The sequence below is a fragment of the Pseudomonas sp. TH39(2020) genome (assembly GCF_016650715.1).
Classification (GTDB): domain Bacteria; phylum Pseudomonadota; class Gammaproteobacteria; order Pseudomonadales; family Pseudomonadaceae; genus Aquipseudomonas; species Aquipseudomonas mandelii_C.
In genome coordinates, this window is sequence record NZ_JAEKFF010000007.1 from 1,598,505 (window position 1) to 1,624,687 (window position 26,183).

General features: G+C 57.1%; 35 protein-coding genes and 1 pseudogene. 32 read left to right on the forward strand and 4 right to left on the reverse strand.

Annotated features, from left to right (window positions below; all coding sequences use genetic code 11):
- The first annotated feature begins 4 nt into the window (after positions 1-4).
- From JFU47_RS27875 to JFU47_RS27955, 17 genes are all read left to right on the forward strand, one after another.
- Positions 5-547 carry a hypothetical protein gene (locus JFU47_RS27875; RefSeq protein ID WP_201187150.1) on the forward strand — a complete coding sequence of 181 codons (543 nt, stop codon included), beginning with the start codon at positions 5-7 and terminating at the stop codon, positions 545-547.
- Positions 548-639: 92 nt separating this feature from the next.
- Positions 640-1,356: a hypothetical protein gene (locus JFU47_RS27880; RefSeq protein ID WP_201187153.1), complete on the forward strand. Its 717-nt coding sequence runs from the start codon at positions 640-642 to the stop codon at positions 1,354-1,356.
- Between the two features lie 11 nt (positions 1,357-1,367).
- A complete protein-coding gene (locus tag JFU47_RS27885; RefSeq protein ID WP_201187155.1) occupies positions 1,368-2,315 on the forward strand; it encodes a major capsid protein in 948 nt (315 codons plus the stop codon).
- 49 nt (positions 2,316-2,364) lie between these two features.
- Positions 2,365-2,937 (forward strand): hypothetical protein, encoded by a 573-nt coding sequence (locus tag JFU47_RS27890; protein ID WP_201187157.1) that lies wholly within the window; start codon positions 2,365-2,367, stop codon positions 2,935-2,937.
- Positions 2,938-2,998: 61 nt separating this feature from the next.
- Complete coding sequence (locus JFU47_RS27895) at positions 2,999-3,502, forward strand: DnaT-like ssDNA-binding protein (RefSeq protein ID WP_201187159.1); 504 nt, start codon at positions 2,999-3,001, stop codon at positions 3,500-3,502.
- Between the two features lie 55 nt (positions 3,503-3,557).
- A complete protein-coding gene (locus tag JFU47_RS27900; protein ID WP_201187161.1) occupies positions 3,558-3,869 on the forward strand; it encodes a hypothetical protein in 312 nt (103 codons plus the stop codon).
- 24 nt (positions 3,870-3,893) lie between these two features.
- Positions 3,894-4,265, forward strand: coding sequence for a hypothetical protein (locus JFU47_RS27905; protein ID WP_201187163.1), 372 nt, complete (start codon positions 3,894-3,896; stop codon positions 4,263-4,265).
- Positions 4,262-4,915, forward strand: coding sequence for a hypothetical protein (locus tag JFU47_RS27910; protein ID WP_201187164.1), 654 nt, complete (start codon positions 4,262-4,264; stop codon positions 4,913-4,915). Before JFU47_RS27905 ends, JFU47_RS27910 begins: the two co-directional genes overlap by 4 nt.
- On the forward strand, positions 4,912-5,328 hold the full coding sequence (locus tag JFU47_RS27915) for a phage tail terminator-like protein (protein ID WP_201187166.1): 417 nt from the start codon (positions 4,912-4,914) through the stop codon (positions 5,326-5,328). Before JFU47_RS27910 ends, JFU47_RS27915 begins: the two co-directional genes overlap by 4 nt.
- Positions 5,329-5,397: 69 nt before the next feature.
- Positions 5,398-6,045: a phage tail protein gene (locus JFU47_RS27920; RefSeq protein ID WP_201187168.1), complete on the forward strand. Its 648-nt coding sequence runs from the start codon at positions 5,398-5,400 to the stop codon at positions 6,043-6,045.
- A gap of 9 nt (positions 6,046-6,054) precedes the next feature.
- Complete coding sequence (locus JFU47_RS27925; RefSeq protein WP_201187170.1) at positions 6,055-6,432, forward strand: phage tail assembly chaperone; 378 nt, start codon at positions 6,055-6,057, stop codon at positions 6,430-6,432.
- A 32-nt stretch (positions 6,433-6,464) separates the two neighbouring features.
- On the forward strand, positions 6,465-6,743 hold the full coding sequence (locus JFU47_RS27930; protein ID WP_201187361.1) for a DUF1799 domain-containing protein: 279 nt from the start codon (positions 6,465-6,467) through the stop codon (positions 6,741-6,743).
- Complete coding sequence (locus tag JFU47_RS27935; protein WP_201187172.1) at positions 6,740-9,979, forward strand: phage tail tape measure protein; 3,240 nt, start codon at positions 6,740-6,742, stop codon at positions 9,977-9,979. Before JFU47_RS27930 ends, JFU47_RS27935 begins: the two co-directional genes overlap by 4 nt.
- On the forward strand, positions 9,979-10,317 hold the full coding sequence (locus JFU47_RS27940; protein ID WP_201187174.1) for a phage tail protein: 339 nt from the start codon (positions 9,979-9,981) through the stop codon (positions 10,315-10,317). The genes JFU47_RS27935 and JFU47_RS27940 overlap by 1 nt, the downstream gene beginning before the upstream one ends.
- A gap of 9 nt (positions 10,318-10,326) precedes the next feature.
- Positions 10,327-11,076: a phage minor tail protein L gene (locus JFU47_RS27945; protein WP_201187176.1), complete on the forward strand. Its 750-nt coding sequence runs from the start codon at positions 10,327-10,329 to the stop codon at positions 11,074-11,076.
- A gap of 2 nt (positions 11,077-11,078) precedes the next feature.
- The gene (locus JFU47_RS27950; RefSeq protein ID WP_201187178.1) at positions 11,079-11,843 is read left to right on the forward strand and encodes a C40 family peptidase; all 765 of its coding nucleotides are present in this window, start codon (positions 11,079-11,081) and stop codon (positions 11,841-11,843) included.
- A 25-nt stretch (positions 11,844-11,868) separates the two neighbouring features.
- Positions 11,869-12,072, forward strand: a complete 204-nt coding sequence (locus JFU47_RS27955; protein ID WP_201187180.1) for a hypothetical protein — start codon at positions 11,869-11,871, stop codon at positions 12,070-12,072.
- Here JFU47_RS27955 and JFU47_RS27960 read toward each other — a convergent pair.
- Entirely contained in the window at positions 12,065-12,325 is a 261-nt protein-coding gene (locus JFU47_RS27960) for a hypothetical protein (RefSeq protein WP_201187182.1), read from the reverse strand. The genes JFU47_RS27955 and JFU47_RS27960 overlap by 8 nt on opposite strands.
- An 83-nt stretch (positions 12,326-12,408) precedes the next feature.
- Positions 12,409-12,717, reverse strand: a complete 309-nt coding sequence (locus JFU47_RS27965; protein ID WP_201187183.1) for a hypothetical protein — start codon at positions 12,715-12,717, stop codon at positions 12,409-12,411.
- 539 nt (positions 12,718-13,256) lie between these two features.
- Between JFU47_RS27965 and JFU47_RS27970 the strand changes: the two genes are divergently transcribed.
- The 13 genes and pseudogenes from JFU47_RS27970 (at position 13,257) to JFU47_RS28030 (ending at position 23,416) form a co-directional block, all read left to right on the forward strand.
- Complete coding sequence (locus JFU47_RS27970) at positions 13,257-13,598, forward strand: hypothetical protein (RefSeq protein ID WP_201187185.1); 342 nt, start codon at positions 13,257-13,259, stop codon at positions 13,596-13,598.
- Between the two features lie 59 nt (positions 13,599-13,657).
- Positions 13,658-13,945: an outer membrane protein assembly factor BamE domain-containing protein gene (gene bamE, locus JFU47_RS27975; RefSeq protein ID WP_201187187.1), complete on the forward strand. Its 288-nt coding sequence runs from the start codon at positions 13,658-13,660 to the stop codon at positions 13,943-13,945.
- A 33-nt stretch (positions 13,946-13,978) separates the two neighbouring features.
- Positions 13,979-14,323: a hypothetical protein gene (locus JFU47_RS27980; protein ID WP_201187189.1), complete on the forward strand. Its 345-nt coding sequence runs from the start codon at positions 13,979-13,981 to the stop codon at positions 14,321-14,323.
- Between the two features lie 56 nt (positions 14,324-14,379).
- Entirely contained in the window at positions 14,380-14,964 is a 585-nt protein-coding gene (locus JFU47_RS27985; protein WP_201187362.1) for a tail assembly protein, read from the forward strand.
- 76 nt (positions 14,965-15,040) lie between these two features.
- The gene (locus JFU47_RS27990) at positions 15,041-16,051 is read left to right on the forward strand and encodes a P63C domain-containing protein (protein WP_201187191.1); all 1,011 of its coding nucleotides are present in this window, start codon (positions 15,041-15,043) and stop codon (positions 16,049-16,051) included.
- Positions 16,052-16,144: 93 nt separating this feature from the next.
- Positions 16,145-19,708: a host specificity protein J gene (locus JFU47_RS27995; protein WP_201187193.1), complete on the forward strand. Its 3,564-nt coding sequence runs from the start codon at positions 16,145-16,147 to the stop codon at positions 19,706-19,708.
- Between the two features lie 51 nt (positions 19,709-19,759).
- Entirely contained in the window at positions 19,760-20,068 is a 309-nt protein-coding gene (locus tag JFU47_RS28000) for a hypothetical protein (RefSeq protein ID WP_223527010.1), read from the forward strand.
- On the forward strand, positions 20,065-20,724 hold the full coding sequence (locus JFU47_RS28005; protein ID WP_201187197.1) for a hypothetical protein: 660 nt from the start codon (positions 20,065-20,067) through the stop codon (positions 20,722-20,724). Before JFU47_RS28000 ends, JFU47_RS28005 begins: the two co-directional genes overlap by 4 nt.
- 39 nt (positions 20,725-20,763) lie before the next feature.
- The gene (locus JFU47_RS28010) at positions 20,764-21,717 is read left to right on the forward strand and encodes a phage tail protein (protein ID WP_242485169.1); all 954 of its coding nucleotides are present in this window, start codon (positions 20,764-20,766) and stop codon (positions 21,715-21,717) included.
- Positions 21,717-22,052, forward strand: a complete 336-nt coding sequence (locus JFU47_RS28015) for a hypothetical protein (RefSeq protein ID WP_201187199.1) — start codon at positions 21,717-21,719, stop codon at positions 22,050-22,052. The genes JFU47_RS28010 and JFU47_RS28015 overlap by 1 nt, the downstream gene beginning before the upstream one ends.
- On the forward strand, positions 22,049-22,414 hold the full coding sequence (locus JFU47_RS28020; RefSeq protein WP_201187201.1) for a phage tail protein: 366 nt from the start codon (positions 22,049-22,051) through the stop codon (positions 22,412-22,414). The genes JFU47_RS28015 and JFU47_RS28020 overlap by 4 nt, the downstream gene beginning before the upstream one ends.
- A 62-nt stretch (positions 22,415-22,476) precedes the next feature.
- Positions 22,477-22,902 (forward strand): cell wall hydrolase, encoded by a 426-nt coding sequence (locus JFU47_RS28025; RefSeq protein ID WP_201187202.1) that lies wholly within the window; start codon positions 22,477-22,479, stop codon positions 22,900-22,902.
- Positions 22,902-23,416, forward strand: a pseudogene (locus tag JFU47_RS28030) (lysis system i-spanin subunit Rz). Before JFU47_RS28025 ends, JFU47_RS28030 begins: the two are co-directional and overlap by 1 nt.
- 476 nt (positions 23,417-23,892) lie before the next feature.
- Here the strand turns inward: JFU47_RS28030 and JFU47_RS28035 are convergent.
- On the reverse strand, positions 23,893-24,243 hold the full coding sequence (locus JFU47_RS28035; RefSeq protein ID WP_129444600.1) for a hypothetical protein: 351 nt from the start codon (positions 24,241-24,243) through the stop codon (positions 23,893-23,895).
- 172 nt (positions 24,244-24,415) lie between these two features.
- Here JFU47_RS28035 and JFU47_RS28040 point away from each other — a divergent pair, with 172 nt between their 5' ends.
- Entirely contained in the window at positions 24,416-24,652 is a 237-nt protein-coding gene (locus JFU47_RS28040) for a hypothetical protein (RefSeq protein WP_129444598.1), read from the forward strand.
- A gap of 41 nt (positions 24,653-24,693) precedes the next feature.
- On the opposite strand, the gene JFU47_RS28045 is transcribed toward JFU47_RS28040, so the two are convergent.
- A complete protein-coding gene (locus JFU47_RS28045; protein WP_056740692.1) occupies positions 24,694-24,903 on the reverse strand; it encodes a hypothetical protein in 210 nt (69 codons plus the stop codon).
- A 160-nt stretch (positions 24,904-25,063) separates the two neighbouring features.
- Here JFU47_RS28045 and fleN point away from each other — a divergent pair, with 160 nt between their 5' ends.
- Complete coding sequence (gene fleN / locus JFU47_RS28050) at positions 25,064-25,885, forward strand: flagellar synthesis regulator FleN (RefSeq protein WP_201187209.1); 822 nt, start codon at positions 25,064-25,066, stop codon at positions 25,883-25,885.
- Positions 25,886-26,183: the final 298 nt, after the last annotated feature.

Below are 26,183 nucleotides of genomic sequence, written 5' to 3' on the forward strand. Positions count from 1 at the left end.
CGGCATGAACTACTGGCCGTTGATTTGCGTAATGCTGGCATCAATAGCCGCTGTTTTAGGTTTTGGCGCGGGCGCAGCTACTGGTGCCACGATGAACGGTGTTGAGTTCAAGGATGTATTTATTCCAATGTTTTCTGCGTTGGGCGGCTGGGTTTCTGGTGCGGGGGCGCTCGCTGCGGTGGGGACCACTATCTACTTCTATAACAAACAAGAAGAGGAGAACGAGGAAGATTTAGAGGTTACGGTATATAGCCGCTACGGCTATATGCATGTGAACGTGCTTTGCCTTTCAAGGCATCCAGCTTTCGTGACCGACATTCTCTTTAAAATTGATGGCAAGTCATATTGGCTTTCGAACTCTGACACCAAACAGCTAAATACGCATATTGCCTACAAAGAAATGAAGACCTTTGACCTGTTTGAGCTGCAGCAGGAAACCGAAAAATACGATGGCATTGACTTGCTTCATCACGCTGACGCCTTGTTGGTCGAAACAACGTTCGACTTCTACGAGCCAGACAAGAATTTTGTACAGCCGATAAGCTGATCCCCCCTTTCTTATCTATCAACCCCGGTGAAAACTGGGGTTTTTTTATGTCCGCAGGCAGGGCCTGCGCCAACGTCTCTGGGAGACAACAAATGCTGAAATTCCAACTGGACAGCCTGGATGGTGTCGACGAAGCCGTGCGCGCTCTATACACCGAGAAGGACGGCAAGTTCGTACTCGGCATTGAAGGTCTGCCACAGCCCGAGGATGTCTCGGGCCTGAAGTCGAAGGTTGAAGAACTGCTCGGCGAGAAGAAAGCCGCAGAGAAGGCCCGCAAGGATGCCGAGGATCAGGCTCGACTGGAGCGCGAAGAAGCTGCTCGCAAGTCCGGCAACGTCGAAGAGCTCGAACGTTCCTGGACTGAAAAATTCACCCGTCGCGAAGCTGAGCTGAACGGCATGCTGGAACAGGAGCGTGGAACGCTGAGCACTCAGATCCGGGATCTGACTGTTGGCCGTACCGCTACTGATATCGCGTCTGCCCTGGCAATTCCAGGCAGCGCAGAAGCCTTACTGCCCCACATTGAGCGCCGCCTGAGTGTCGAGCAGCGTGACGGGAAGCCCGTTGTGGTCGTGCTCGATAAGCAGGGCAAGCTCTCCGCATCCACGCTGGACGAGCTGAAAGCAGAATTTGCAAACAACACGGCGTTCGCGCCGTTGATCGCGGGCAGCAAAGCATCTGGCGGCGGGGCCGGGGGTGCTGGGAATGGCGGTGGGGCCGCTTTGAAACGCTCTGAAATGACGTCCGTGGCTAAGCGTGAGTTCATCACTGCCAACGGCCAGGACGCGTACCTGAAATTGCCTAAATAATGGAGTAACCCATGGCGACTACCGTCAACTCGGACATGATCGTTTATAACGATCTTGCCCAAACCGCTTACCTGGAGCGCATCCAGGACGTAATGGACATCTTCAATGGTTCGTCCAATGGCGCCATCATCCTCGACAATGAGCTGATCGAGGGCGACCTGCGCAAGCGCGCTTTCTACAAGCTCGGCGGCTCGATCGCTCACCGTGATGTGAATTCGGTTGCCACCATTGCCGGCCAGAAGATCGGTTCCGGCGAGATGGTCGGCGTGAAGGTGCCGTTCAAATACGGTCCTTACGAAACCACCGAAGAGGCGTTCAAGCGCCGCGCGCGCTCGCCGGAAGAGTTTTCCGAGCTGGTCGGCCAGGACTATGCCGACGCGGTACTCGAGGGCTACATCCAATACGCCATGGCCGCCCTGAAGGCTTCCATCGGCGCGAACGCCAACATGGTCGCCACAGCCAGCTTCGCCACCGACGGCAAGAAGGCTCTGACCAAAGGCATGCGCAAGTTCGGTGACCGCTTCGGCCGCATCGCGCTGTGGACCATGGACTCGGCGACCTACTTCGACATGGTCGACCAGGCCATCACTGAGAAGGTCTATGAAGAAGCAGGTGTGGTCATCTACGGCGGTCAGCCGGGCACGATGGGTAAACCGGTTTTGGTGTCCGACACCATCCCGGCCGAGACCATTTTCGGGTTGCAGGCCGGTGCAGTGAAGATCACCGAGTCTCAGGCCCCGGGCTTCCGTTCCTACAACATCGACAACCAGGAAAACTTGGCGATGGGGTTCCGCGCCGAAGGCACCTTCAACATGGACCTGCTCGGCTACAGCTGGAAGGACTCGACTGGTGGTATCAACCCCAACCTGGCAGCTATTGGTGCCGGTGCCAACTGGTCCAAGTACGCGACCAGCGACAAGGTCACGGCCGGCGTCTTGATCGATCTGTCCGCACCTTAATCGGCTCACTCATCGCGGGCGGCCTGCAATGGTCGCCCTGGAGATATTCATGGAACTCATCTATTCCACCCAAAGCTCCGGCTTTGATCCGGAAAAGCGCTATCGCAACCCAGAGCACTTCGAACGACCAGAAGTGGGTGTGACCGGTGTTGTTGTGGTTGGTGACTGGCCAAACGTAGTTGATGCCTACGAGAATGTCGGCGTCGAAGTGACGCTGAAGGAAGTCGAGCAACGCCTTGTGCTGGTTGCGGGTGCTGGTAATAGCCAGGCTGAACTTGAAGAGCTGATCGGCAAGCTACGCGCCGAAAGCGATACGGTCCGCGCTGTTATTGATGGGCTTGATGCTGGCGAGATTGAAAAGCCGGAAGCCGGTGAGCTCGCAATCCGCTTGTTCCATACGTTCGACGGCATTCGCCTGCAAATGGTCGATCTGGTCGGTGCGCGGGACGACCTTGCAACGGAAAACGAGAAGCTGCGCGGCGAACTCGAAGTGCTGAAGGCTGGCGAAGGAAAGGAAGTCGAAGCACTGAAGGCTGCGCTCGATGCAGCCAGCGTGACGTACCGCGCCAATGCGTCGAAAGAATCCTTGGAAAAGCTCGTCGTTGATCTGCCCAAGGCGTGATACTGCTGGCTACCGGTACAGCGGTGGTCAATCTTTGAAACTCATTCCAGCGAGTTGATCCATGACACTCATCATCGAAGACGGCACCAGCAAGCCAAACGCCGAAAGCTACGCGAGCGCCGCGGACCTGGTCATGTACGCCGGCAAGTTCGGCGTGACCATCCCTGCGGATGTTGCTGCGCAAGAAGCGCTGCTTCGCCGGGCCGCCTTGGCGATGGATGGCATGACATGGAAGGGGCGCAAGACGGACAGTGATCAGGCTCTGGCCTGGCCGCGCCGAGGGGTTGAACTGGATTGTCAGATCAAACCCGACAACTACCTGCCCGCGCGCATCCAGTATGGCCAGATGGCTTTGGCCGCCGAGATTCATACCGACGACATCGACCCCATCGATAAGCGCAAAGGCGCTGTGACGCTGGAGCGTGTCGAAGGCGCGGTAACTCGCGAGTACGCGACGATTTCCAACACCAGCGGCCGACTGTTGCCTGCGGCGCCGGATCGGCCGAGCGCAACGCAGTTTGCTGACTATCTACTCAAGCGCGGGTTGTTTGCTGTCCGCGCGTAGTGCAATTATCCTAGCCAAAAAATAACGCACCAAATGGGCAAAGGAAGGCTACGACATGATTGGTTCAGGGATTATTGCGAAGTTATTGGCTTTGGCAATTTTAATGGTTGCCATTTTTGAGTGGTTCTATTTGTGGATCCTGTGCGCATTCGGCAGGCAGCGAGCTCTAAAAGCTGTACGACGAACGCTTGGGCCACTCCTTTCTCAATCACTGATCGCAGTCATTGCGATCACATCGATTTTTCTTTTGTACTTCTTTCATGATGATCGGCAAATTGATCTGCTGACTCTGTTTTCAGGTGTGCTCATTCCCGCACTGGGAATCGCATACCTGCGCTCAGGAGTGGATCTCGAAGCAGCGTCATAAACCGATACCTGAGCAGGAGCAATCATGGCCACCTTCTACGACGAAATGGCCGTGATGGCTCTGGAGATGATCACAGAGTTCGGCCAGCCCGTGATCATCCGGGCAATCACCGTCGGCGAGTACGATCCTGATACCGGCACCGCCGGCCCTGGCACAGTTGTCGAGCAAACTGCCCAAGGCATCCTGCTCGACTTCACCGGCCAAGAATTCCAAACCAACAGCCTCATCAAGCAGGGCGACAAGAAGCTCAAGATCACCGCGCAGGGGTTGGCGTGGGTGCCGGGCCTGCTGAACAAAGTCATTGTTCAGGGGCGCACCTGGTCAATCGTTCCTCCGCTGAAAGAGATCAACCCAGCCGGCACGCCGATTCTGTACGAGCTGCAGGTGCGATCGTGAGCAAGTACTCGGGTCTCAATGGCAGCTTTGCCGAGAACATCCGCCAGTTTGCTGAGCAAGCCAAGGCCGGGCTCGACGCTACGTTCCGAGAGATCGTGATTGAGATCGGCAGCAGCGTCATTCGCATGTCGCCAGTGGGCAATCCCGAGATCTGGGCGGCCAACGTTGCACATCGCCAGGCCAACACCGCGGCGGCTGATGCCTATGACGCGCACGTCGAAGTGCGCAACGTGATCAAGTCGCTGACGCCGAGCAACTTCACCAAGACCGGCAAGCTGAAGAGCGGCGTGAAATATGCCAAACCCCTGACCAAGACCGAGCGTGACCAGAACTTCAATGTGAACGGCCTGGTCGCCGGCAAGGGCTATGTCGGCGGACGGTTCCGCGGGAACTGGCAGTTTTCTATCGGATCACCAGTTGATGGCGTTATCGATCAGATCGACGCAGCTGGAAATGTCACGCTCGCCAAGCTGAAGCTTCAGGTCGAGCAATTGAGCATCGGCGAGACGGCCTACATCGTGAATAACCTGCCCTACGCAGTACCACTCGAGTACGGGCATTCGAAGCAGGCACCAGGCGGCATGGTTCGTATCACATTGGCCCGGTTCCAGCAGATCGTCGATGAAGCCATCAGGAATAACCAGGTATGAGCCACAACATCATCGCCTCGATCTACGAGGCCAAGCTGATCGCCTGGGCGAAAGCTCTGCCGGTGCCGCTGAAGGTCGTCGTCGAGAACGAGGCCTATGCGCCCGCCGATGGCGTCACCTACCTGCGAGCCTTCACGCTGCCGGGCGATACCGTGAGTAACACGCTCGGCGGCGACCACAAGCTGTACACCGGCGTGTTTCAGGTCAGCATCGTGACACCGTCCGGGAAGTACCGCGGCGCGGCCGGCGCGCTGGCTGACCAGATCGCCGCGCTGTTTCCGCTGTATGAGCGCAATACCAAGGGCGCGCTGACCGTGGTGACCATGACCCCGGTCGACCCTGGCCCCGGCATTCCCGACGACACGACCTTCACGGTGCCCGTGTCGTTCATGTACCGAGCCGACACCAACTAATCCGCCCATTGGGCAAACCCAGAACCCGCCATTGAGCGGGTTCTGTCATTTCTGAAAAGAGGAAACCCCATGAGCGTTTTTCTACCCAATGGCTCGACGGTCGGTATTGCGGCTTCGTACGACGCGCCGATCATTTTTACCGCGATCACCAATGCAACCGAAGCTGTTGTGTCGTCGGCGGGCCACGACCTTGAAGCAGGCGACTTTGTTGAAGTCACGTCCGGCTGGGCTCGCCTAAGCAACCGTGTTGTTCGCGTCAAAACCGCGACCACTGATTCGTTCGTGCTTGAGTCGGTCAATACGCTCAATGCAGCACGCTTCATCGCTGGTGCGGGCGGCGGCTCGGTTCGCAAGATTCTGAGCTGGGTGCCAATCAGCCAGGTCACGGAGTCGAGCAAGTCCGGCGGCGAGCAACAGAACGTCACCTACTCGTTCCTCGAGGAAGACGATGAACACCAGATCCCGACGTCCAAGTCGGCGCTGTCGTTCACGCTGACTATGGCCGATGACCCGGAACTTCCACACAACGACGTGCTGTTGGAAGCTGACGACGACAAAAAGCCCCGCGCGGTGCGTATCAACCTCGCCTCGGGTGGCGTCATCGCCTACAACGCTTTCGCCTCGTTCGATAACGTGCCCTCGCTGACTAAGAACAACATCATGGCAGTCACCGCCGTGTTCGCCGTGGTCGCAAAATTCATCCGTTACGGCGCATAAGGGGTATTCATGGCCAAGTTCAAACTGATCCAGAACCCCACCTTCAAAGCTGACGTGATGCTTCCTACGGTCGGTGGCAATCCTGTGAAAGTGGGGTTCGAGTTCAAGTATCGCGACCGTGCCGAGCTGGCCACCCTCTATGCCGGCTGGGGGGAGCGACACAAGGCGCTCGGGGAGAAATCAGAAGAGACTGGGTTGGAGCAATTCACCGACCTGCTGATTGACCTCCAGGTGGAACAGCTCAAGGCAATTGTCGTTGGTTGGGATGTCGATGAAGACTTCACCGACGAAAACCTCCGCATCCTGGTCAGCTCGATCAGCGCCACCCCCAGCGCGGTGTTGGCGGCCTACTCCGAGGCATACAGCAAGGCCCGCTTGGGAAACTAATCAGCGTCGCGCGCGCCCTCTATCAGCCGACCATCCAAGGCCAGGATGCTTTCGGGTTCTCGGCTGAAGACTACGGCGACGAGGCCGAAGTCTGGCCAGACACCTGGCCTGCGTTCCAGGTCTTCGAGGCCATGAGCACCCAGTGGCGTACAGGCGCGTGCGGCGCTACCGGTCTGGATTACACGTCAATCCGCGATGTCGCGGGCTTCCTCGGTTTAACCCGAGCCCAGGCCACCGATATTTTCCCGGATATCCGCATCATGGAAGCCGAAGCCCTGCGGGTGATGGCGGAACAGAGGGACAGTAAATGACCACCAACTTCGCGTCCCTGGGCATCGAGGTCAATTCGTCGTCGGCAGTCAAGGCCGCTGGCGATTTGGACAAACTGGTCGATTCGGCTGTTGATGCCGAAAAGGCAATCGACGACCTCGGCAAGACCGGGGCCGGGCTGGCCGACACCGGCAAGAAGATCGTCCAGGCCGAGCGGGAAGTTGCTCAGGAGATCGACAAATCGACTGGCGCCGCTCAGCGTCAGACCGAGGCAAGACGGAAATCCGGTGCAAGTGCTACCAGCGAAATCGCCATCATCAGCCAGCTCGACAAGGCAATGTCCGGCAACATCGGCAGCATGGAGCAATTAGTTCAGGCGGAAGGGTTGCTGGAGCGCGCACGGAAGGGCGGGCTGGTCACCATTGAGCAGCAGGAGGCTTATCAGGATCGCCTCGGTAAATCTTACGACAAGATCGAAAAAGCCGAAGCGAAGGAAGTCGCGCAGAAGCAACGTTTGATCGATGCAGAGAACCATCAGATCGAAGCGCTGAAACGCACCGTCAACGGCATCGATCCGGTGACCGCGAAGCTGGCCAAGTTAGAGGCTCAGGAGAAAGCGCTTGAGGCCGCTCATGAGGCGGGCATCATTGATGCAAACCGTTACAACGAGTCACTGGCCAAGATCGGCAAGGACAGGGCGGGCCTGACGGAAGTCGCCACCGGCTTCGACAAATTGAAACTCGGCACCCGCCAGGCGCAGGAAAACGTCGTACAGCTAGGGAATGCCCTGTCCTCGGGCGACTGGGGCAGTGGTGTGCGAGCCGTGGCCCAACTGGGTGCTGGTGCTGGCAGTGCTGCAATCGGATTTGCAGCGATTGCAGCGCCTATTGCCTTGGCCGCAGGCGCGCTTGCCGTACTTACCAACGCCTATTACCAAGGCAGCAAGGAGGCACAGGAATATAACAAGTCGCTGATCCTGACCGGCAATTACGCCGGCACCAATGCTGGCGAGCTCGCCGAAATGGCGCGGCAGATCAGCGCGACAGTGGGCACGACAGGCGCTGCAGCTGATGTGCTGGCGAACCTGGCAGGCAATGGAAAGATCGCCAGTGCAAGCTTCGTCGAGATTTCAGAAGCCGCCTTGGCGATGGAGAAAGCCACCGGCAAGTCTGTCGACGCTACGGTCGCGGAGTTCGTCAAGATTGCGGATGACCCGGTTGCCGCGGCGAAGTCGCTGAACGATCAGTACCACTTTCTGACCGCAGCGGTGTATGCCCAGATCGTTGCTCTGAAGGAGCAAGGCGATGAGATTGGGGCATCAAAGCTACTGACCGACAGTTATGCGGACGCGGTGAAGGGGCGCGCTGGCGAGATCATTCAGAACCTCGGGCTTGTTGAGAAAGCCTGGCTCGCGATTCGAGGTGAAACCGCGAAGACACTGGATGCGCTGAAAAACGTCGGTCGTGATCAGGATGACCTACTGCGCATCACCGAAATCACCCAAAAGTTGGCGTATCTGCAATCTACCTTGGGCACAGGCTATGAGGATGGCGATGCGAAAAAGCGAATGGAATCGCTACAGGATGAGTTGAACCTGCTGCAAGACAAGCAGGTGGCCCAGAAGGACAACGCGAAGTTTGACAGTGATCAAACTCGCACCCAGAAGGAAGGGATTGAGGCTGAGATAAAGCTGAAGGCGATCAGCGATTCAAACCTCACCAATGCCGAAAAGCGCAACAAGCTGATCAAGGAGTATCAGCGGTCAGTCGACGATCTTCGCAAGGCGAACCCGGATAGCCCGCTGGTCAAGCCTGATTACGTGGCGAAGACAATCCAGAACATCAAGGACAAGAATAAAGATCCCGCCGTAGCTGCTGGCAGCGTCGACCTGACCGGCTTCAACGATGCCAAGAACCAACTCACGGCGATTCTGGCCGATTACAGCAACGCCCAGAAGCAACTGGATGCTCAGCAGAAGGCCGGGCTTATCTCCCAGGCGGAGTACGCGCAGAAGCGTGATGGCCTGATCGGCAACGAACGGGATGAAGTCACGGCTGCATACGAGGCCGAGATCGCGGCGCTGGAAGCTGTAAAGAACAAGTCCAGCACCACGGCAGCGCAGCGTATTCAGTTGGACCAGAAGATCGTTGACGCACGCACAGCCATGGTCAAGGCGCAGAAGGATGCCGACAGCCAACAGGAAGTGCTGGCCACCGCCGAGACCGGTCGTCTCGACAAGCAGAAGTACGCGATCAACCAGTACGTTGCAGCCCTAGGGCAGCAGCAGAAAGCGTTGGAGCTTGCCGGGCAGCGCGCAGTCAATGGCGTCGGCCAGGGGGATCGGCAGAATGCGCTCAACGGCGAGCTGAACAGCCAGCAAGACCGGTTTGCTCAGCAGGTGCTGGATCTTGCCAATCAGCAGTCTGACCCATCACGGAAGATGGACCCCGACGAGTTCGAGAAGAAGTCGCGGGCGCTCGCAGATGCGAACAAGAAGGCAACCGACCAAATCCGGCAGAACTATGCCGATGTCGAAGTGGCGCAGGGTGACTGGACGAAGGGCGCGACATCGGCCTGGGCCAATTACCTGGACTCCGCCCGGGACATTGCCGGCCAAACTCGGAACCTGTTCACCAATGCGTTTAGCTCCATGGAGGACTCGATCGTCAACTTCGCCATGACCGGGAAGGCATCGTTCGGTGACTTCGCGAAATCGATCTTGGCCGACATGGCGCGCATTGCAACCCGGCAGGCCAGTTCGGCATTGCTGGGTAGCTTGGTGGGCGCTGCAACGAACTACTTCGTTGGTGGTGGCGGTAACGGGCTGGCCTCCGGTTCTGCCGGTGCTGCTTCGTCAGCCGCAGGAGCGTCTCAGGCCGGATACACCAACGTCGACTTCTCTGGCTACAGAGCGGCCGGCGGACCTGTCGCCCCCAACTCTCTGTATGAGGTCAACGAGCTGGGGCCGGAGCTGTACAACGAGGGCGGCAAGTCCTTCCTCATGACTGGCGCAAATGGCGGCAGCGTCACTCCGCTGACTTCCGGTGCAGGGCCCGGCGTCGCGGCCATCAGCAGCAGCGGTGGAGGCTCGTCAATCAGCATCAACGCACCGGTCAGCGTGATCACGCAGGACAGAAGCTCGGAAGGCATGCAGATCGACCAGCAAGCACTTCAGCAGAACCTCCAAACGCAAATGAAGGCGGCGGCAGAAAGAGCTGTAGCCGAATCATGGCGTGCGGGCGGCGTCAGTTTCCGAAACGTTAATGGGAGAGCCTGATGGCGATCGAGCGCTTCACCTGGCCAACACAAAATGGAGACGCACCCGATATCACCTATCGAGTGCGTACTGCCCAGTTTGGTGACGGTTACAAACAGGAGTCCGGCGACGGGCCGAACAACAAACAGGACTCCTATCCGATCTCCTATACCGGGCCAAAGACGAAGGTGCTGGAGATCATGGCGTTCTTTGATCGGCATGCCGGCGCCAAGGCGTTTCTCTGGACCACTCCACTCGGTGAACTGGGGTTGTTTACCTGCAAAAAGCCGGTTCCTACCCCGATGGGCGGGGGCGCATTCAAGCTCACGGCCACTTTCGACCGTGCATTCCAACCATAAGGGGCACCCATGCCACTGATCACTGACATCCAGGTCCTAGAGCCTGGCAGCGAAGTGCTGCTCTTTGAATTGGACGGCTCGGATTATGGGGCGGACGTGTTGCGCTTCCACGGGCACGCTATTCCGCATACTCCTGAGGAGTTGATCGCCGCCGGCGCAGATGCTGACCAACTACCCGCGAAGCCGATCTGGTTCCAGGGCAACGAGTACGGCGCCTGGCCAATGCAGATCGACGGCATCGAGGCCAATGGCGACGGCACAGCGGTACGGCCTTCGCTGTCGGTCGGCAATGTCAACGGACGCATCACTGCGCTGTGCTTGGCATTCGATGATCTGCTCGAGTTCAAGCTGACAATGCACCACACCCTGGGCACGTACCTGGACGCGGAGAACTTTCCGGCTGGCAATCCTGGTGCTGATCCGACCCAGGAGACGATCGAGGTCTGGTACATCGACCAGAAGACGAACGAGGACGGGGAGACGGTCAGCTGGGAGTTGGCCAGCCCGGGTGATGTCGGCGGTGAATCCATTGGCCGGCAGGCAACCACCTTGTGCCACTGGTGCCTCACCGGCGGCTACCGTGGGCCGAACTGCAACTACACCGGACCGTACGTGACGAAGGACGGGGTTGTTACTGATAACCCAGAACTGGATGAGTGCGACGCCACGCTGGGTCGGGGTTGCATTCCGCGCTTCGGTGAGGGCAACCCACTGCCGTTTGGTGGATTCCCTGCTGTTTCACTGATCGCCCGGAGCTGACCATGCGTAAGCACATTTTGAACGCGATCCAGGCTCACGCAGCCGCCGAGTACCCGAAAGAGTGTTGCGGTGTGCTGCTGGGCATTGGCCGCAAGCAGCAGTATTACCCGTGCCGGAACATCTCAATCGAGCCGAACGAAGAGTTTCGGATCGATCCGGAGGAGTACTCCGCAGCGGAAGACCAGGGTGAAGTGATCGGCATCGTTCACTCGCATCCTGATGCTACGAGCAGACCTTCGCCGCGGGACCTGGCCATGTGCGAAGCGACCGCGATGCCGTGGCACATCATCAGCTGGCCCGAGGGCGACCTGCGAACCGTAATGCCGACGGGCGATGTTCCGCTGCTGAAGCGACCGTTCGTGCACGGTGCCTGGGACTGTTGGCAGGTCTGCGCTGACTGGTACAAGCGTGAGTGGGGGTTGGAGTTTGAGGCCTTCAAGCGCGCGGATGGTTGGTGGGAAAGCACCGACAACACCAGCCTGTACGAAGCGAACTACGAGGCGGCCGGCTTCTATAAGGTCGACCAGCCGCAACGTGGCGACATGATCGTGATGGAAGTAGGGCGGACGGTTTACCCAAACCATGCCGGGATCTTCCTCGGCACTGATCCGACACTGCCAGACGAGGATTCGGCAACCTTCGGCCCAGGTCCGTTCCTGCTGCACCACCTGTACGGGCGCCCGAGCGAGATCATCGTCTTCGGCGGTCCTTGGCTGGACCGAACGCGCCTGATCCTCAGGCACAACGATGCACAACCAAACACATGACGCGGCAAGTCCGCGGGAGAGCGTTATGAATCAGCAAGATCCATTTGCCCCGGGCATCGCTTGGCGTCGAGGCTTTGCCAATCCTAATCGAGAGCCAGTTGTGATTGATGTTCATGATGGCCGCGCTGAGTACGTACTCAGCGGGCCTTATCGAATGGCCGAGGGATCCAAGATCGAGGTCATCGATGGCAAGGTACTCTGGACCGGCGGGCGGTCACGACTCAGTTAATGTGACCCATGATTCCCGACAATTTGCCATCGGCAAAATTGTATCGAGCTTCTTCTACTTGTACGAGCGCGAAGCCTTTTCGTTCCGCGCTAAACGCTGAAAACAGTTCAGCATAGGGCTTTTCTGTCCAGAACGAATAAATCCCGGTATCGCCTACAAACTGCCTATTTATTGAAACCGAAGAGATGATCACCATCACCTCCGGATGATCAGTTATCAGCAGATATGGGAATTGTGTTTGTCCTTCTCTCACAGTTGACCTCCAGGTCCTATCCGCGCCGAAATTGGCGCAATCCCAGTCCTTGGGCTTGCAGGCAAAGGACTGGAGAATGAGTCTTAAAGCCCTAAGTCAGCTGAAAGCTTTTCACCCAGCAAGTGATAGCCAGGGTGTGCATTCGGGCTTGTGTCGATTACTGCGAGAAAGTCGGAAAATTTATGAAGTCGATCATAATCATCAGGCGTGAGATGACGGTCGATTGGAGCGAGAATACGACAAATTTCGCTAGCATCCAGTGAGGGCGGAAGCCTTCTCGTAGCTGTGAATTGCTCCATTTCTTTATAAATTGCTGACCGAATAAGAGCCGTTTGATGGGGGCCTCTATTGGGGTTGCTTAGGGCCGCTTTTAGGATGTCACCTTTTGCCATTTTGTTTGCTTCCAATGCGTTTGGAGGCAGAAGGCTACTATTGGTCGGTTGTGGGGCGTTACTGGGGATTCGTACAGGCAACAAAAAGCCCGGACTTTGCCGGGCCTCTTTGGACATCACTCAGCGAGAATAAAGCTTCCTCACTTGCTCCGTGCGATCGTAAATGGATTTACTTCTGCGCCTTTGAATCCAGCCCCAGAATGCGTGTGCGGGGTGAAGAACGGCTCCAAGCACGCAAAGCAGCATGATGATGGAGAGCGAAATAAGCGGGATGCTTTCGTGCGAGAACATGGTGGGTTACTCCTGTATTCACTATGTCGGAACCTTGAGGGTAGACACCTACGACTGCGGCTGGATGAATGTATGTTCATCTTTCTAGGCTTGAATTGCGCCAGGTCAGCTGTTAGCCAACAAATCGTTTATAGGGGTGGAACAAGCAATTGCGGGGGGGGCTCCACTGATAAGAGTTTCATTCCGCATACGGTTCGTACAGGCGCAAACCGGTGATATGGTTGGCGCTTTCCACAGGAGTGACCTGCATGAAATGGATCGTAGGAGCCTTGGCTCTGACGCTGCTTTCGGGCTGTACCGATAGCGGCCCAATTAAGGTTGGCCCGGACACCTACACGATTTCTACTCGTGTTCCTTTCGGCGGCCCGGCGTCTGCTAAAGGGCAGGCCCTGAAAGAGGCGAACGTATTTTGTGAGTCTCAGGACAGGGAAATCCTGCTTGATCACATGCAGGCGAGTGAGTGCGCATTGCATGGCGGTTGCGGGGAGGCTGAGATCTATTTCTTTTGCCTGGCTAAAAACGATCCGCAGCTAAAACGTCAGAAGTACAGCCCTGATCCGACGCAGAAGATTGAGATCGATCAGCGCTGAAGCTGCTTGGCGATAAAGTCGGCTGCTACAGTCGCTCGCTTTCAGGACGAGGAAGAATCATGAGGATTACCAATTTCGCCGCCGCTGCCATTCTGACGCTGGTGCTTTCGGGCTGTGCCGGAACAGATTTTTCGTATGATGAAGCTAGGAAAGTGAAGATCGGAATGACTGAGGATCAGGTCACCCAAATCATGGGCCCACCGTACTCAGTGGTTTCCCGGGCAGATGGCCAGATGTGGATTTGGAGCCATGCAAACGGGATGACCGGTGCGAGCCGTGTGATTTCTTTCAGAATGGTGGATGGGAAGGTTGTCGAAGTGCCACCCATTCCGTCGAGCTTCAAATAAAGCCGCTTCAACCAAATAAGATGAGGGAACGACATGCGGATGTTGATAGGGGCGGTGACGGTGATGCTGCTGGCTGGGTGTGTGTCGCCGAGCGACTTAGAAAAAAATGATCCAAGCGTCAAGACCTCCACTACAAAGGACCCGAAGCGATACGCCTTGTGCGTATTCCCTAAGTGGCAATCAGAACGCACTGATTCGTCGATGGTCGAAACTGAAACTGGGTATCGGTTGTGGGTGGCAAGCAACAACATGGCCGATGAACTGCTAGAAATCAAAAAGACCTCAAGTGGCAGCTCTGTAACGCTTCATCAGCGAATGGCCTGGTCTGCTATGCCTGGTAGAAGTGGTATCGAATCGGCAGTCAAAAGCTGTCTCTGAATCATAAGTGTCCAATGACCGCCTCAGCAGGCGGTTTTTTTATGTCCGAGGAAAACATGGCCGCGATCGCAATCAATTACCAACCAATGACCACGATCAAATTGTCCGGATCGCTTGCAAAGAAGTTCGGACGCATTCACCGTCGTCAGCTGGACTCGGGTAGATCTTGGGAGCTGTTCAAGGCCTTGAAGTGTACGATCGAAGGCTTTGAAGAAGAAATCAGGCGCCTTGATCGTTTAGGGATGCGCTTTGCAATTTTCCGAAACGGAAAGAACGTCGGTATGGCCGGTTTTGATTTGTCCGGCACTCGCGAAGTTCGGGTTGTTCCTGTCGTTGAAGGCAGCAAGCGCGGCGGAATTCTTCAAACCGTTCTTGGGGCGGTACTACTGGTTGCCAGTATCTGGTTTCCATCACTGGCTCCCGCTGGTATTGCATTGATTGCCGGTGGTGTTATCCAGATGCTCAGTCCCCAGGCCTCAGGTCTCAAGCAAAGCGCATCCCCCGAGAACTCGCCGTCGTATGCATTCGGCTCCGCCAAAAACACCACAGCCAGTGGCAACCCAGTACCGATCTGCATTGGCGAACGCCGGTGGGGCGGCATGATCATTTCCGCATCGATCTACGCCGAAGACAAAACTTGAAAGTATGCTTGCAAAAATATTTTGACGTGCTTGCATTGCTCTGCTTATATGCAAGCATATAAATCGGAGTGCAAGCATGAGCGAGCCAACAGGAAAAGCTAAAGGCGGTTTGGCTAGGGCTAAATCTCTTACCGCTGATGAGCGGAAAACCATTGCATCCAATGCCGCTAAGCAGAGATGGAGTGCTCCACTTGCGGAATATAGTGGCAGTTTGACGTTGGGGGACTTGGTTATTCCATGTGCTGTTCTCTCAGACGGCAGTCGAGTTCTCACCGAAACCGATTTTATGAACAGCATGGGTATGTATCGTAGCGGCGCGCTTTCTGTACGACGGGAGCGTAGTGAGGACAGTGCACAAATCCCGCTTTATTTGGCATTTAAAAACCTAAAACCATTTATAAACAAGCATTTGGGCGATGTGCACGAGCTTGTTTTGAAGTACAGGACAGAGACAGGCGGGACTGCACACGGAATAAGGGCGGATTTGATACCTAAAATCTGTGATGTTTGGATGGATGCACAGGAGGCGGGTGTTCTTGGAGCGAGGCAGGAACAAATTGCAGCAAAAGCCAAGCTGATCATGCGGGCGCTGGCTCACGTCGGGATTATTGCACTTGTCGACGAGGCTACCGGATTTCAGCGTGATCGAGCGGCAAACGCTCTTGCCGAAATTTTGGAGCGATACATCGCTAAAGAGTTACAACCATGGATCAAGACATTTCCAGACGAATTCTACGAGCACCTTTTTCGGCTCAGAGGTCTTGCGTTTCCTGAAGACAGCGTAAAAAGGCCACAGTATTTTGGTCATCTCACAAACGACATAATCTATCGCCGACTTGCTCCAAAGGTTCTCGAAGAACTGAAAGCAGCTAGCCCGAAAGCTGATAGCGGCGCCCGAAAGCACAAGCTGTTTCAGAAATTGACGAGTGACCTGGGTCATCCAAAGCTTAGAGAACATATGTCCTCGGTATTGACCATGATGAAACTCAGTGACACTTACGCTGATTTCATCGAAAAGCTGGATCGTATCCATCCTGCCTACAACCGAACGTTAGAAATTGCATTTGATAATGGTAAAGGACTGTAGCAGCGCATTTTGCTGCTGATTTGTTTTGACAGTGCAGATAGCTCGAACAGATAAAACCCGCTCCGGCGGGTTTTTTTTCGCCTGGAGGAAAGCATGGGCGCAGCACAGAAGATCGACATCCACGGCGAGAAGGGCGGCAACAGCAAGCCGAAGTCGCCGACCGAGGCCAGCGATAGCCTGCGCTCGACCAACCTGGCCAAGCTGCTGATCGCCGTGGGCGAGGGCGAGTTCGACGAAATCCCGACCGATTACGACATCTATCTGGATAACACCCCGATCCGGGACGCGAGCGGCAACTACAACTTCCCCAATGTGAAGTGGGACTGGCGCTCAGGCTCTGTCGATCAGACCTATATTCCGGGCATTCCCGCAGTCGAGAACGAAACCTCATTGAACGTGGAGTTGCGCAGCGATTCCCCGTGGGTGCGATCGATCAGCAACATCCAGCTGTCTGCCGTGCGCGTGCGCCTGGCCTGGCCGGCGCTTCAGCAGCAAGACGATGAAGGCAACGTCGGCGGGTACCGAATCGACTACGCCATTGACGTGGCCACCGACGGCGGCGCCTATCAGCAGGTGCTGGTAGACGCTGTGGATGGCAAGACCACCACGCGGTACGAGCGCTCGCCGCGCATCAACTTGCCGGACGCCACCGTCGGCTGGCAGATCCGCGTCCGCCGCCTGACGCCGAACCAGAACAGCAACAAAATCGCCGACACGATGCTGATCGCCGGTTACACCGAGGTGATCGACGCAAAGCTGCGGTACCCAAACACCGCGCTGCTCTACATCGAATTTGATGCCGAGCAGTTCACCAACATTCCAGCCGTCACCGTGAAATGCCGTGCACGCAGGTGGCAGGTGCCGAGCAACTACGACCCGCTAGCGCGGACCTACACCGGGACTTGGGACGGCTCCATGAAACAGGCCTGGACCAATAACCCGGCCTGGATCACGTACGGCGTTTGTACTGAAGACCGCTTCGGCCTGGGTAAGCGCATCAAGTCGTTCATGGTCGACAAGTGGGAGCTCTATCGGATTGCGCAATATGCCGACCAGCTGGTGCCGAATGGCCTCGGCGGTGTAGAGCCGCGCTTCCTCTGCGACATGAACCTGCAAGGCAAGGCTGATGCCTGGTCGCTGCTGCACGACATCTCTGCCATTTACCGTGGCATGACCTACTGGGCTCAGGGCCAACTGGTGATGCAGGCGGATATGCCGCGTGCGCAGGACTTTGACTATGTGTTCACCCGCGCCAACGTCATCGATGGGAAGTTTTCGTACGGCAGCGCCTCGGCGAAGACCCGCTACACTCGGGCGCTGGTCAGCTACGACAACCCGGCGAACAACTATGACACTGACGTCATCCCGTTTGCTGATCTGGACCTTCAGCGCCGCATGGGTGACAAGCCGACCGAGCTCAGCGCCATTGGTTGCACTCGCGCATCGGAAGCCCAGCGCCGCGGCAAGTGGGCGATCCTGAGCAACAACCAGGACCGCACCGTCTCATTCAAAACCGGCATGGAGGGCGTGATTCCACTTCCTGGCCACATCATCCCGATAGCGGATTCGCTGTTGGCGGGGCGAGAGGTGGGCGGGCGCATCTCTGCGGCATCCGGCCGCGTTGTGACGCTGGACCGTGACACCCAAGCCATGGCTGGCGATCGCCTGATCATCAACCTGCCGGGTGGCCGGGCTGAGGGCCGCACCGTGCAAAGCGTCAGTGGTCGCGCAGTGACCGTCACCACCAACTACAGCGAGCCGCCACTGCCGCAGCTTCAATGGGCACTGGACGCCGATGATCTGGCGATCCCGCTTTACCGCGTGTTAAGTACCCGGCGTACCTCTGAGGGCGACTTCGAAATCAGCGCGCTGCAGTACGACCCGAGCAAGTTCGCCTACATCGACACTGGCGCGCGTCTGGAAGAGCGGCCGATCAGTGTGATTCCGATCACCGTCGTTCCGGCGCCGGCTAGCGTGACCGTTACGTCAAACTCGGTTGTGTCCCAGGGCATCGCCGTCACCACCATGACCGTCACCTGGCCTGCTGTGAACGGCGCAGTCGGCTACGACGTTGAGTGGCGCAAGGACAGCGGCAACTGGATCAAGCTGCAGCGCACTGGGATGACCAGTGTTGACGTGGTCGGCATCTACGCCGGGGCCTACGTGGCCCGCGTCCGCGCGGTGAGTGCTTTCGATATCTCGTCGATCTGGCGTAACTCGATCCTGACCAACCTCAAGGGGAAGGAAGGTTTGCCACCGGCGGTGTCGTTCCTGACGGCCACGCCGCTGCTGTTCGGCATTTACCTGAAGTGGGGCTTCCCGGCTGGGGCAGAGGACACGCAGCGGACGGAAGTCTGGTACGGCCCGACGACCAGCCTTGAGGCTGCCACCAAGCTGACGGACCTGTCCTACCCGCAAAGCGATTTCTCCATGCTTGGCCTGAAGGCTGGTGTGACCTTCTACTTCTGGGCGCGGCTGGTGGATCGGATCGGCAATATCGGTCCATGGTATCCGATCGGCATGGGCGTGCAGGGTCAGTCCAGCGCAAGCGCAGCGGACATCCTTGAGATGATCGCCGGGCAAATCACTGAAACAGAATTGGGCCAAGATCTGCTGGACGAGATCAATAAGATTCCCGGATTGCAGGATCAGATCGATGCGCTGGACGGCCTGTCCGCTTACAAACCGGATCAGGTTTACGAGAAAGACCAGATGGTCGTGGAGGACGGTCGTATCTTTCAGGCCAAGGTCGAGGTGCCAATCAACACGCCACCGCCGAACGCGACTTACTGGCTGGATGTCGGTCAGTCGATCGAGACCGCGAACGGATTGGCGCAACAGGTTTCCTTCAATACCAACGATATTACCGAACTGGATGGCGTTGTAACTGCCCAAACGACAGCGTTCCAGGCATTGCGGGCGTCTTCCCGGGATGACAGTGGGGAAGGGGATTTGGCGGATGCCCTGAAGGGCTGGACCAGCACCGCTGCGATCGCTTCGGAATCAAAGGTTCGCACCTCTGAAAACGAAGCGATGGCGCAGCGGATCACTACCTTCGACGTCGCCATCGGCGAGAACGCGGCGAACATCACCGAACTGGAACAGGTGGTCGCCACCAACGATTCAGCAACGTCCACGAAGATCGATCAGTTGAATGTGTCGGTGGGACAAAACACCGCCGCGATTCAGCAAACATCGACGGCCTATGCCGACACCGCTGGCAAGCTGAACACGATGTGGTCGGTGAAGATGCAAGTCACGGCGGGCGGGCAGTACGTCGCCGCCGGTATCGGTCTGGGCATCGAGAACACCGGTGCAGGCTTGCAAAGCCAGTTCCTGGTGAGCGCTGACCGGTTTGCTGTCGTCAACACAATCGCCGGCGGTGCCATCTCGGTTCCGTTTGCGGTGCAGGGTGGGCAGGTCTTCATAAATTCGGCATTTATCGCGGACGGCACCATCACCAACGCCAAGATCGGCAGCTACATCAGCTCGACCAACTACATCGCCGGTCAACAAGGCTGGATTCTCAATAAAGACGGAACGCTTGAAATTAACGGCATTGTTCCGGGGCAAGGGCGGTTGGTCATCAACTCGCTGAATGTCTCTGTTTACGACGCCAACAACGTGTTGCGTGTACGTCTCGGCTATTTGGGGTGAACTATGGCTTCATTTGGCCTGCGTGTTTTTGATGAAAGCGGTGGCCTATCCATGGACACCAACAGCTTCACCTACCAGGTGATCTGGCAGGGCGTGATCGACTTCAGTGGAGTCGCGCCCGACTACACGCTGAGCATTCCGGGGTTCAACCCGGCCAACTGCGTGTTCATGATCATTCCGACCAGGGCACAGGATGTGCAGTCATCCGAAACCGACGGGAGCGGGAACCAAAAGTCCTATCCGTTCGTCACGACTGCGGTGGGCCAGGTGGTTGTCAGGAGAAAAAATCCATCTTCAAGTGCTTCCACTATCGGCTCAACGGTTGCCGCCAAGGCCTACGCGATAAGGTACTCGACATGAGTTTTGGATTTCAGAGCATCAACGACAATGCATTTGTTCAGATTGACGCCGAAGCCCCTAGACTTTGTATGCTCACCAAAGGGGCGTATTCGGGGACTACCAATGCGTCGGGGGTGTTTGCCAGAGCAATCACAAGTCAGGACCCGCCGCTAGTGTTCGTTCGACCGGATCAGGGGGCGATCCAGGTTCCGATATCGGTGTGGTTCACCGGCGGGCCGGGAAACTGGACCGGGTTCACCATGAAGGCATCCAACGTCAACGCCACGTTAAGCGGTCAGTATTTCGTGGCCGCCTGGGCGTCCATGGGTACGGCAGCCTATGGACTGCGGTTGTGGGACCAGAACGCGGCGCTTGTTTACGACAGTGGCGCGCCGGCGGTTGTCGTGACCTTCGCGGCAGGAAACTGGACGTACCTCGGAGACGAGCAACTGACCGTGGGTCACCGCTATTTCTGGGGAATTAACAAGATGCTCGGCTCAGGCGAGTATGTCTCCCTGAACCCTTTCGCCATGAACTGCCACAACAATGCGTCGGGTGGCGGTTGCGCACTTGGCGTCGATTACGCCAATGGCCGGATCATGATGTACAGCCTCGCAACAACTGCCTGGACTGACCAAGGTCACCGTCCATTCCTCTGCGCCAAATTACTGGCCTGACTTCTTCCGCTTCGCACCTATTCATTCTGGAGATACTCAATGCCCTGGTACAAATCAGGAACGGTCTCTGTCGCCCTAAATTCCAATGCCGTGATCGGTACCGGCACCGCTTTTATAGCCAATGGCCGCGTGGGCGATGGCTTTCGCGGTCCCGACGGCGGCTGGTACGAGGTGACCAACATCGTCAGCGATACCGCGATGTCGATCTCGCCGCCGTTTCAAGGTGCGACCAATGCATCAGGCAGCTACGCGCTGGCGCCACTGCAAGGCTACGTGAAGGATTCAGCCGATACGCTGAGAGCCTTGGTCAATACCTACGGCGCCAAATTGGCTGCACTCGGTACGACCGGCAACTACGATGTCCTGCCGCCGAGCAAAGGAGGGACCGGGATCACCGACCTTGCACCGTTCGCCCAAGGGCTTCTCAATGACACGGACGCAGCTGGTGCGCGCTCTACATTGGTCGCCGCAAAGTCTGGCGCAAACTCTGATATTACATCGCTTGCTGGGTTAACTACGGCGTTATCTGTGTCACAGGGCGGTACCGGTGGAACAAGCCAGTCTGCGGCCAGAACAGGGCTGGGCCTGGGCTCCGCCGCTGTTGCTCCGATGGTCGGCACCGTATCCCAATCGGGCGGCTCTCCGACCGGGGCAATCATCGAGCGCGGGAGCAATGCTGCCGGTGAGTTCACCAAGTACGCCGACGGGACAATCGTGCTGTCAGGCCGAATGAGCCTGGCCGGTCTGACCTGGACAACGGGGGTCGGGGTTCGATACGCATCTTCTCCTAATGTGAGCATACCGGCGCCGATCGTCTCTGGGCGAATTGCCTTCCATACCAATAATGGGGACGTGAGCGGACTTTCCGCTTACGTGGCAGCCGCCACGCTTGGGACTTCGGCGATCACCAATATTTATTACGCCGCGCCAAGCGGAACGAGCGGCTCAGCCGTACCAACAACCGATTACGTCATTCACGGGAGATGGTTTTGATGAATATCATTCTCACACCACAGCGCCGCGACGATACGCTGGAAGTTATCAAGGCTGGGAGCGTTCTGACGGTGAATGGGCAGGTGTTCGATTTCTCAAGGATGCGCGATGGCGACACATTGGCCAACTCGGCAATCAACTCCGAATGGTTCGCGGGTGATGTCGAAAAGGTGGAAGGCGAACTCACTCTCACCCTGCTGCTTCCAAACCCGTGGAATTACAGCCCCGAGCAGGCGTTCCCGGTGCCGCTGGAAAACCTACCGGATGGACAGGTTGTGTTTCCCAGACCTCTACCAGAGCCAGAAGTCGAAGCAGTATCAGAGGGCATTGTATGAACATCGACTGGTCCCAGCTAATTACCAAAGCCATGAAGGACGCCGCCGCCCAGGCTGCTCAGCTTGCCGCCGCAAGGGCAGAGTTATCGGCAAGGAACGCAAAGGCGGTGACGCAGATAGCCCGCATTCAGGATCGCATCGATACGATCGGTTACGGCATTGATGCTGGCGAGGCGACAGAAGAAGACGAGGCAGAGCAGGCAGCACTGCTGATCAGCATTGCGGCCTGGAAGACCTACAAGTTTGCCTTGGGCAAGGTCACCGTTCAGCCAACCTGGTACGCCGCTCCTGTTTGGCCCGTCGAGCCCGCGGCCCCCGTGATCATCGCCGACCCTGAGGCTCGCGCCGCAGACCTGATGTAACGCGCCTACGTCGCACAAAGCACCCGCCATCGAGCGGGATTTTTTTTGCCTGGAGAAAAGTGATGACTGCAACCGAGAAAGACCGCGACATCCTCGCGCGCACGTTGTGGGGTGAGGCCCGGGGCGAGAGCCTGGCCGGCCAGATCGCCGTGGCCTGGACGATCCGCAACCGCGTGAACGATGGAAAGGAAAAGTCATGGTGGGGTGAGGGCTACGCCGGAGTGTGCCAAAAGCCGTATCAGTTTAGCTGCTGGAACAAGACCGACCCGAACTACCAGTTCCTGATCGGCCTGAAGCAGATCCCGTTCCGCGAATTGGCTCAAGCACGAATCGTTGCTGATCAGGTGATCGACGGCAAGGTGCCAGATCCCACCGGAGGGGCCACGCACTATTACGCAATCGCTATGAAGACGCCACCGGCCTGGGCAGCGAAGGCGAAGCAGACCCTCAAGCTGGGCGGGCACGTCTTCTTCAAGGATGTGCCGTGATGACGCTGGCGCAAAAGTTGATCGGTCTGCTGGCGCTGATTCTGGTTCTGATGGCCGGCACCGCGACATCCGCCTGGAAGGTACAGGACTGGCGCTACGGTAAGCAGCTCGTCGAGCAGGCCGGTCTGCATCAGGACGACCTGACCGCCATCAGCAACGCGGCGCTGCCCAGGTTCGTGCCGATCAGGAAAAGCGCTTGGCGCTCGAACGGAGAGTGTCGGCCAGCGACAAAACCCACCACAAGGAACTGACCGATGCTCAAACCAATCAGGCTCGCCTGCGCGATCGCCTTGCCACTTCTGATTTGCGGTTGTCAGTCATCCTTGCCGAGGATTCAGCCAGTGGCGGATCAGTGCCTGCCACCGCCTGTGCCGGCAGCGTGGTTCATGGAAAAACGCGTGCCCGACTTGACCCAGCGCTTGCTCAACGAATTGTCGCCATTACCGACGCCGGCGATCAGGGATTGATCGCGCTGCGTGCGTGCCAAACCTACGTGCGAGAATTGTCGCAATGACGATCGGGATAAGACAGGGCTATTTTACTGTGAAGCGGTGAGCGTGCTTGTTGTGTCCTTGCATGCCTCAGACAACAGGGAAGGAGGCACGAAGGTCTCACCCACTTTCGAAAAATATTTATCCTGCAGCCCTGCGTCGAAACCGGTAGGACTAGCGCTAGATCCAAGGTAACGAACAGTGGAATCAGCGCAATTAAATTCTAGCTTCACGTACGTCTTGTAATCCCCAAAGTCCCTTTTCGTGATGACGATTCGGGTTTGGTCGGCTTGGCTGATTGAAACGGTCGAGTCTTGGCTGAGTGAATGCGAGGGCAAGATAATAGAGTCAGCACCATGGGCAGCAGAGCAGGAAAATACGGCGCAGGCGATAAGAACGCGACTCATGGGGAACCTTCCGTGGAGAATATGATCGAGTGGGGGGGATGATAGCCATTTCGTAGACATTGCATAGTAATTATTGCAACTGTATGTCGAACCTAAATGATCGTTTTGGGCCGGGGCGTCAGGCCCTCCAGCATTCCCTTGAGCCGCTCAGCCTCGCGTTTGTGACCTCTGGCCGAGATTTCGAGGTTGTACAATTCCTTTCGGACGCTTGCCAGTTGAGCTGACCTCTCCCGAAGATTGCTCATTGCGTCGTCTCGTTGCGTGATCGCTTCGTCATACATCTGCACCAGGCCGAAGATATCCTCTCGCGCCTTCCGAAGGTGCAGGTTTAGTTCTTGGACCTCGTTTTCCAGCATGCGCAAATAGTGGGTGCACGTTTCAAGTTCGGTGGGGCAGCCCAGCCAGTCGGAGGTGTCTTCGATTTCGTACGGGTCCACGGCCATGCCTTATCGATACTGTTCGCATATACAGTAGTCGAGGCGGGCGGGATCGGGCGAGGGTGAGGCGACGAACCGTAGGTTATGAGAGATGTACGGTCGGTGGAACACTTGAGCTAAAAACTGACCATTAGGTCAGGATAGTTGGCTGTACTTCTCCCATTATGAGGATGTCCCCATGCGCAACTTCACCTTGGAATACCTGTTCAATGGCGAGCCTCGCACATACATGTTCGAATTAAAGCAGCCTCAGCTGCCCGTCCATGAGGCGGCAATGCACCTGCTACAGCTGCATTTTGGGGATGGAGAGAACAGCCTGATCATGCCCACTGCGGACGCGACGCCGGAGGAGATTTTAGAGCAGGCTGAGCTGGTAGGGCTGGCGCAGATTAGGGTCGTCGATCAACCCAGTTGATGCCAGGTGCAGCGACCGGTTGAATTCCCAGCCGATAGCAGTCACTCCGGCGTCATTAGGACCGCGAGCGTCAGCTTGATGAACTCTTCGTTCTTGTCGATGGTGTCCAGAGCGCCGCGTACGTTGTCGGCGACGTCAGCCGAACCGCGAGCCTCGACCCAGTTGGAAAGCTCCAGGATGGCGGCTTCGAGGGCGAGTTGGTTTTCGTTGATCTTGAAGAGCAGGGAAGGGAGCAGGTCTGAATGGGGCATAGGCGATTACTCGGCGGATGAGGGCATTGCAGCAGTGGCAGTTCTGGTTCGCGTGATTGCCATGTAGTGGCCATGTGTCTGCACTTTTCAGCTACCATTGCGCATCTAGGAATAGTTAGCGACTACTCGCACGCGTTGCACATGGAAGGTAATCAATAACATGGATGGTGTGCGTTCTGTACAAGTTATCGCCGTGACCGGCGGAAAGGGCGGCGTCGGTAAGACGACGGTGGCTGTGAATCTTTCATTGGCGCTGGCGAAGTTTGGAAAGCGAGTCGTATTGCTTGATGGCGATCTTGGCTTGGCGAATATCGATGTCCTGTTGGGGCTTTCCCCGCAGTACACGCTTATCGATTTAATCGAAGGTCGCTGTGAGCTATCCGATGTACTTTTGCGCGGTCCAGGCGGGATACGAATCGTCCCCGCGGCTTCAGGCATCCAGAGCATGGTGCATTTGTCTCCGACTCAGCACGCAGGCCTGATCCAGGCCTTCAGTGAAATCGGTGACAGTCTCGATGTGCTGGTGATTGACACAGCTGCGGGCATCGGCGCGTCGGTGGTCAGTCTCGTCCGGGCGGCCCACGAAGTCCTGCTGGTGGTCTGCGACGAACCGACTTCGATCTCCGATGCCTACGCAGTGATCAAACTGCTGAACCGCGATTACGGCATGAACCGCTTCCGCGTCCTGGCCAACATGGCCCAGAGCCCGCAGGAAGGGCGCAACCTGTTCGCCAAGTTGACCAAGGTAACGGATCGCTTCCTTGACGTCGCCTTACAATACGTCGGCGCGGTGCCTTACGACGAAAGTGTGCGCAAGGCTGTGCAGAAGCAGCGAGCGGTCTACGAACACTTTCCGCACTCGAAGTGCGCCCAAGCATTTCACGGAATCGCTTTAAAGGTCGACGCTTGGCCTTTGCCGGTTACCCCTAGAGGGCATATGGAGTTCTTCGTTGAGCGACTTGTCCATAATTCGGGAAGGTGACATGTCTCAGGCCGTATGAATGGTGCGATTGGGCGTCCGCTTTCGCCTGGTAAGCATGGAGGCGCTCATAGGGAGGCCACTTCATACGTCAAGATATTCGTGCTGATTGGCGTTGAGGCAATCGACGGCTGCCTGTATGCGCAGTCTTGGTGGTGCAGGGAGGTGTGATTGTCGGCAGAACGCCGGAGGAGAGGTTGCGTGACTTTTGCGTGACTCTCTCACGCACTTGTAAGCACTTGTGGGCATTCGATTGCAGCGAGCGCCAATAAAAACGGCCATTTCACAAGGTCTTACAGGG

Bases quoted from the DNA above. Each gene is read 5' to 3' on its own strand.
- JFU47_RS27950 (WP_201187178.1), top strand. From the start codon at position 11,079: ATGCGTAAGCACATTTTGAACGCGATCCAGGCTCACGCAGCCGCCGAG.
- JFU47_RS27970 (WP_201187185.1), top strand. From the start codon at position 13,257: ATGAAATGGATCGTAGGAGCCTTGGCTCTGACGCTGCTTTCGGGCTGT.
- JFU47_RS28025 (WP_201187202.1), top strand. From the start codon at position 22,477: ATGACTGCAACCGAGAAAGACCGCGACATCCTCGCGCGCACGTTGTGG.
- JFU47_RS27880 (WP_201187153.1), top strand. From the start codon at position 640: ATGCTGAAATTCCAACTGGACAGCCTGGATGGTGTCGACGAAGCCGTG.
- JFU47_RS27900 (WP_201187161.1), top strand. From the start codon at position 3,558: ATGATTGGTTCAGGGATTATTGCGAAGTTATTGGCTTTGGCAATTTTA.
- bamE (WP_201187187.1), top strand. From the start codon at position 13,658: ATGAGGATTACCAATTTCGCCGCCGCTGCCATTCTGACGCTGGTGCTT.
- JFU47_RS27990 (WP_201187191.1), top strand. From the start codon at position 15,041: ATGAGCGAGCCAACAGGAAAAGCTAAAGGCGGTTTGGCTAGGGCTAAA.
- JFU47_RS27895 (WP_201187159.1), top strand. From the start codon at position 2,999: ATGACACTCATCATCGAAGACGGCACCAGCAAGCCAAACGCCGAAAGC.
- JFU47_RS28000 (WP_223527010.1), top strand. From the start codon at position 19,760: ATGGACACCAACAGCTTCACCTACCAGGTGATCTGGCAGGGCGTGATC.
- JFU47_RS28020 (WP_201187201.1), top strand. From the start codon at position 22,049: ATGAACATCGACTGGTCCCAGCTAATTACCAAAGCCATGAAGGACGCC.
- JFU47_RS27965 (WP_201187183.1), bottom strand. From the start codon at position 12,717: ATGGCAAAAGGTGACATCCTAAAAGCGGCCCTAAGCAACCCCAATAGA.
- JFU47_RS27935 (WP_201187172.1), top strand. From the start codon at position 6,740: ATGACCACCAACTTCGCGTCCCTGGGCATCGAGGTCAATTCGTCGTCG.
- JFU47_RS28035 (WP_129444600.1), bottom strand. From the start codon at position 24,243: ATGGCCGTGGACCCGTACGAAATCGAAGACACCTCCGACTGGCTGGGC.
- JFU47_RS28005 (WP_201187197.1), top strand. From the start codon at position 20,065: ATGAGTTTTGGATTTCAGAGCATCAACGACAATGCATTTGTTCAGATT.
- JFU47_RS28040 (WP_129444598.1), top strand. From the start codon at position 24,416: ATGCGCAACTTCACCTTGGAATACCTGTTCAATGGCGAGCCTCGCACA.
- JFU47_RS27945 (WP_201187176.1), top strand. From the start codon at position 10,327: ATGCCACTGATCACTGACATCCAGGTCCTAGAGCCTGGCAGCGAAGTG.
- JFU47_RS27890 (WP_201187157.1), top strand. From the start codon at position 2,365: ATGGAACTCATCTATTCCACCCAAAGCTCCGGCTTTGATCCGGAAAAG.
- JFU47_RS27985 (WP_201187362.1), top strand. From the start codon at position 14,380: ATGGCCGCGATCGCAATCAATTACCAACCAATGACCACGATCAAATTG.
- JFU47_RS27875 (WP_201187150.1), top strand. From the start codon at position 5: ATGAACTACTGGCCGTTGATTTGCGTAATGCTGGCATCAATAGCCGCT.
- fleN (WP_201187209.1), top strand. From the start codon at position 25,064: ATGGATGGTGTGCGTTCTGTACAAGTTATCGCCGTGACCGGCGGAAAG.
- JFU47_RS27940 (WP_201187174.1), top strand. From the start codon at position 9,979: ATGGCGATCGAGCGCTTCACCTGGCCAACACAAAATGGAGACGCACCC.
- JFU47_RS28045 (WP_056740692.1), bottom strand. From the start codon at position 24,903: ATGCCCCATTCAGACCTGCTCCCTTCCCTGCTCTTCAAGATCAACGAA.
- JFU47_RS27995 (WP_201187193.1), top strand. From the start codon at position 16,145: ATGGGCGCAGCACAGAAGATCGACATCCACGGCGAGAAGGGCGGCAAC.
- JFU47_RS27915 (WP_201187166.1), top strand. From the start codon at position 4,912: ATGAGCCACAACATCATCGCCTCGATCTACGAGGCCAAGCTGATCGCC.
- JFU47_RS27905 (WP_201187163.1), top strand. From the start codon at position 3,894: ATGGCCACCTTCTACGACGAAATGGCCGTGATGGCTCTGGAGATGATC.
- JFU47_RS28015 (WP_201187199.1), top strand. From the start codon at position 21,717: ATGAATATCATTCTCACACCACAGCGCCGCGACGATACGCTGGAAGTT.
- JFU47_RS27980 (WP_201187189.1), top strand. From the start codon at position 13,979: ATGCGGATGTTGATAGGGGCGGTGACGGTGATGCTGCTGGCTGGGTGT.
- JFU47_RS27920 (WP_201187168.1), top strand. From the start codon at position 5,398: ATGAGCGTTTTTCTACCCAATGGCTCGACGGTCGGTATTGCGGCTTCG.
- JFU47_RS27925 (WP_201187170.1), top strand. From the start codon at position 6,055: ATGGCCAAGTTCAAACTGATCCAGAACCCCACCTTCAAAGCTGACGTG.
- JFU47_RS28010 (WP_242485169.1), top strand. From the start codon at position 20,764: ATGCCCTGGTACAAATCAGGAACGGTCTCTGTCGCCCTAAATTCCAAT.
- JFU47_RS27885 (WP_201187155.1), top strand. From the start codon at position 1,368: ATGGCGACTACCGTCAACTCGGACATGATCGTTTATAACGATCTTGCC.
- JFU47_RS27955 (WP_201187180.1), top strand. From the start codon at position 11,869: ATGAATCAGCAAGATCCATTTGCCCCGGGCATCGCTTGGCGTCGAGGC.